Raw genomic sequence first — 4,920 nt, 5'->3', positions numbered from 1 at the left:
GCGTGCGCACCGGGGGCAGCGCAGCAGCCGTCCGGGGCCGAGCCGGTCGGAACCGAGGTTCTGCATCGGGAACGACGCGGTGCAGAACACGTGCCCTTCCGCACAACGGACGACGGTGGTTTCCATCGGGCCCCTTCCCCACTGGCCGAGCTTGCCTGAGTCGATTCGGAGACGACAAAAGCCACATTAGGGGATCAACCGCCACCACTCCACGCGGCACTCCGCACCACCACGCTACGCCCCAACTCCCCCACGGCACATACACATCCCGGGGCGCGGCGGGCCGGCGGGAGGATCGCGCACGCGTCGGCGCGCGAAGTGGCCGGAACAGCGCGAAGGCCCCTCGACGAATACACCGGGGGGCCGACGATGAGGTACAGTGTGCGACGTTGAGAGCCCCAATCGGCGCTCCTCGCGGGTGTAGTTTAATGGTAGAACATGAGCTTCCCAAGCTCAGAGCGCGAGTTCGATTCTCGTCACCCGCTCTGCACTCTTGAACGAAGGCCCAGGTCAGCGACCTGGGCCTTCGTTGTTGTCCAGACCTCTCAGAGCTGGCGCGCCATACGGGACCTCACGCCCCGTCACGACCGAGGCGCCGCCCGACCCCGCGTCATCGGGAATGGCCCCCCGGGTGGGGGCGGCTGGTAGATCCAGTTCGCCCGAGCCAGGTGCGCGTTCCGGTCATCCCTACCGAAGAATGAGATGGGCACCCGGTTCCCTTTCGGAGAACTGTCGAGCCGGAGATATGAGAGAGCGTCGTTCATCGCGGCTGAAACGATTCCAGAAATGACTTGAAACGTAAACCTGGGTACAGCTTCACCAGGTTGCGGGGGCAGATCGAGTCGACGTTTCGCCGGGTCGCGACGGGTGAAACGATACGCTTTGCGCCGCAGCGGCTTGAAATCGCCCGCCTTTCCGCACTCACCTGGTGGACGTCCGAGTAGGGAACCTCAGCAATTGCTCAAGCCTGTTGATCGTTCCGCGAAGATCGCTAGAGTTTATTCTAGTCCACACGAAACTGACCCAGGCGGCCGAAGAGAAACACGTCGGCTTCCGATTCTGAAAGGTCACGGAATGAATATTCTAACCACTCTGGCATCGGCCGCTTTCGGCTCCACCGTATATCTCACGGCTCTCTCCACAGTGAAATGGCTGAGCCAGTTAAACCCGCGCGTCAAGGTCACGGGTCTAGTCGCGACCGGCATGGTTCTGTGCGCACTTATCGGGATTATCGCGTTCGCGAGCCAGAGCGTCGTGCTCGGATTCATCGTGGGCGCCGGCCTGACACCGCCCGTACACCGGTGGATCCTGCAACGACGCAAGCGCGTCGCCAGTTCTTGACTTCGACGAAGTCGAATCCCAGAGAACCCGATAGCTGTGTCCCGTCGCGCCGTTCGACACTGCGGGCGAGGGTGGTGCCAGCAGCGGCCACACGCACCTGGCCAGCCGTGCCATCAGCGGCACTCCTCTGCCCAAGCTTCTGGACCTGGACATCGGCCGCTTCGGCGGCAAATCGCAAGCTTCGCCCGGACCGCTAGCGGACGATCCGCGCCGCCAGGGTGGCCCGCATACGAGCGCGCAAGAAAGCAGGGCCGACAGCACGTCGGGCCCTGCCCTCATTGCGTATCAGCGCGGGGCAGGGGGCGCGCTCTGCACGTCACCCTCCTCCGGCAGCGTCTCGGTCGTGCCGGTGCCCGGTGCTACGGTCGCGGGTATGACGCGCTCGGCAGCATCAACTCGTGGCGTTGACCTGCGGGTTGAACCCGTGGACGCGGTCCTGGATCGGGTAGGGACCTCGCTCCGGACTCACCTGGAGCGGGGCTCGGTTGTACGGAAGCGGCGCTCGGTCGGGGCGCGGACGGACCGTGGCACGTGGGTGCGCGTGGAGCGGCGCGGGCTCGACAGGATCGGCCCTCAGGGCTGGAACGGCACCGAGTGCGCCGCGTTCCTGGACGGCGTCGCCCAGCCCGAGTGGCACGGCTGTGTAATGGCCGCACTTGTCTACTTCAAGAAGATTTCCGAGGACTCCACCGCCGTTCGCTACCTGTTCGGCGAGGACCCGGAAGAGATGACACGGCAGCTCACCATGGAGCCACAGGACTGCAAGGCCAAGCCTGATGACGGAGATGTCGACTACACCTTTCTCAAAGCATCACGCAAGATCAATGCCATGCACGAAGAGTCGAGCCAATGGCCGGAGCGAGGCATGAGCGTCAGCTGATCCAGGAACAAGGCGGATTCCCAGTTTCGGTCCCGGATTACACCGCGGAGTCACTCACCATCGGGTCGACACCCACTGTCCCTCCCGAACCCCCACCATCCCCGCAAGCCCTTGCTTGTTGCCCGGATCATTGATGGGCCGGGCCGGGTCGCTCGTCCGCCGTAACGCGGCCGATTGGCGTGCCGAGTTGGCGCCCGCACCCCCTCCCGTGGCGGTTTGGCCCGGCGGCTGCGGGGATCTTCCGGGGCCGCTGGGAAGGGCTTCGGTGTTGTGGGCGCCGCGACGGGGGATGCGCCGTACGCCGCCGCGGCGCCCGACAGCCGGGCGGGCGACCGGCGGTCGGGCGTCTCCCGGCTGTCGGGCTATCGGGCGGTCGGCGCCCGGGCTGTCGGGCAGGCGGGCTTTAGCCTGTGGTTGCCAAGGTGGCGGGTCGCGGCGTGAGGTGGCCGGTGCGGTGTAGCCAGGCCATGGCGGTCGCGCACACCAGGCCCGTGCCCGTCATGGCGCACCACGGCAGCCAGGCCACGCCCACATCGAAGAGCGCGCCGACCGCCAGGTTGCCCAGGGAAATCGCCACGCCCGACGCGGTGTTGTAGGCGCCGTAGTAGGTGGCCACCCGCCGCTCGCCCGAGAGGCGGACGATGGTGTCCATCTCGAACGGGTAGAGCAGCGCCCCGCCCCAGGCCAGCAGCGCCGCGCAGGCCGCGAGCGCCGCCGCCCCCGCCGCCTTGCCGAGGGCTCCGCCGTGCGGGTCGGGGAGCAGCGGCAGGAACGCGGCGCCCATCAGGGCCAGCCCCCACACAATGGCGCGCGGCCCGGGCAGGTGCCGCTTCGCCCAGCCTGTCAGCTTCAGCTGGCCGGACACCCCGGCGAGTGCCGAGACCGCGAAGACCACTCCCGTGATCAGTCCCGACCGGTCGCCGAAGAGCTCGCGTGCGCGCAGCGGCAGGGCGAGGTAGACCTGGAAGGCCAGGATGTACGAGCCGGTCATGGCCGCGGAGAACAGCAGGAACGGCCGGTTGAGGGCGATGGCGCGCCAGTCGGTGGCCACGGCCCGCCACGCCGGCTCCGTGCCGCGGTCCACGGGCGGACGCGCGGGCAGCGTACGGGCCTGGCCCAGCGCCAGCAGCCCGAAGACGGCCGCGGACACCCCGCACACGGCGCGGAAGTCCCAGGCCAGCAGGGCCAGTCCGGCCAGCGGGCCGACCAGGATCCCGGCCTGGTAGAAGACGTTGAAGACCGCGAAGGCCTCCACCCGCCGCTCCTCGCCCGCCTCCGCGGCCAGGTAAGCGCGCACCGCCGGGTTGAACAGTGCTCCCGCCAGGCCCGTCAGCGCGGAGGCGGCGATCAGCGCCGGGAGCGCGTCCACCAGTCCGAGCAGCGCGAAGGCCACCGTCCGCAGTACGCAGCCGGCCATGATCATCGGCTTGCAGCCGTACCGGTCCGCGAGGGTTCCGCCGACGAGGAACATGCCCTGCTGGGAGAGGTTGCGCACCCCCAGCACCAGCCCGACCGCCCAGGCAGCGAGCCCCAGCCCGTGGGCGAGGTGGTCGGCCAGGTAGGGCATCAGCATGTAGAAGCCCAGGTTGATAGCGAACTGATTGGCCATCAACAGCCGTGCGCCCGGGGAGAAGGACGCCACCTGGGCACGTAGGGTCTTCATCGCGCACCCGCCCCGGCGGGGCCGTCGGCGGCCGCGTCGCCCGCGAGCGGCGTACGTTCGCGGCCGAGCGGATCGCGTACCCGGCTGCACCGTGTCCAGCGGTCCACCACGCACTCGTCCGCTTCGGCGATCTCGTCGGGTTCGGTGGGCGGCGGGGCGTCGTCCAGCAGGCCGTGCTCACGGCACCAGGCGTCGTTGTAGATCGTCTCCAGGTAGCGGTACGGGCCGTCGGGGAAGACCGCCGCGATCCGCGTACCCGCAGGCATCGTACGGGCGGCCCACCCGGCCACCAGCGCCACCGCTCCGACGCTCCAGCCGCCGGAGAAGTGGTACCGGCGGGCCAACTGGCGGCAGGCCCACACCGCTTCGCCCGCCGCCACCCAGTGGACCTCGTTGAAGGCCGCGTAGTCCACGTTGGACGGATACATGCTGGAGCCCAGCCCGCGCATAAGCCGGGGCCGGGCGGGCTGCCCGAAGATCGTCGACCCGACCGCGTCCACCCCGATCAGCGCCAGGTCGGGCAGGGCCTCGCGCAGCCCTGCCGCGATGCCCGCCGAATGGCCGCCCGTGCCCACCGCGGTGACCAGAACGTCGATCCGGCCCAGTTGGGCGAGCAGTTCCAGGGCCAGCGGGCGGTAGGCGGCGACGTTGTCGGGGTTGTGGTACTGGTCCGGGCAGTACGCGCCCGGGGCCGCGGCCAGCAGCTCGGCGACCTGCTCCCGCCGGGCCGTCTGCCAGCCGCCTTCGGGATGGGGAGCGGCGACCTGGTCGATCCGCGCGCCCAGGGCGGACAGCAGGCGCACCATGGCCCCTTCCATTCCCGGGTCGGAGACGACGGTCACCGGATGGCCGTAGGTCAGGCCCGCCAGCGCAAGACCGAGTCCCAGGGTGCCGCTGGAGGACTCGATGATCGGGGCACCGGGTGCGAGTTCCCCACGGCGCCGGGCCTCGCGGACCATGTGCAGCGCCGGCCGGTCCTTGATCCCACCGGGGTTGGCGCCTTCCAGCTTCGCGAAGAATCCCCGGCCGGCCGGGG

The 4,920-nt window shown here is 69.3% G+C and carries 3 protein-coding genes, 1 tRNA gene and 1 pseudogene; 3 read left to right on the top strand and 2 right to left on the bottom strand.

What is annotated here, in order from left to right; translation table 11 throughout:
• The first annotated feature begins 414 nt into the window (after positions 1–414).
• The 3 genes and pseudogenes from AOK16_RS15635 to AOK16_RS28385 all read left to right on the top strand — a co-directional run.
• Positions 415–485 (top strand) — tRNA-Gly (locus tag AOK16_RS15635).
• Positions 486–1,074: 589 nt separating this feature from the next.
• On the top strand, positions 1,075–1,341 hold the full coding sequence (locus AOK16_RS25720) for a hypothetical protein (protein WP_079101424.1): 267 nt from the start codon (positions 1,075–1,077) through the stop codon (positions 1,339–1,341).
• A gap of 373 nt (positions 1,342–1,714) precedes the next feature.
• Positions 1,715–1,990, top strand: a pseudogene (locus tag AOK16_RS28385) (hypothetical protein); the annotation flags it as partial.
• Positions 1,991–2,624: 634 nt separating this feature from the next.
• Here AOK16_RS28385 and AOK16_RS15625 read toward each other — a convergent pair.
• Together AOK16_RS15625 and AOK16_RS15620 are read right to left on the bottom strand one after the other, a co-directional pair.
• Positions 2,625–3,884: an MDR family MFS transporter gene (locus AOK16_RS15625; protein WP_055472851.1), complete on the bottom strand. Its 1,260-nt coding sequence runs from the start codon at positions 3,882–3,884 to the stop codon at positions 2,625–2,627.
• A partial coding sequence (locus AOK16_RS15620) for a pyridoxal-phosphate dependent enzyme (RefSeq protein ID WP_055472850.1) occupies positions 3,881–4,920 on the bottom strand: 1,040 nt, incomplete at its 5' end. The genes AOK16_RS15620 and AOK16_RS15625, both read right to left, overlap by 4 nt.

Origin of the sequence: Streptomyces pathocidini (genome assembly GCF_001418495.1) — a bacterium.
GTDB lineage: Bacteria > Actinomycetota > Actinomycetes > Streptomycetales > Streptomycetaceae > Streptomyces > Streptomyces pathocidini.
This window is presented reverse-complemented; position numbering and strand designations above follow the sequence as displayed.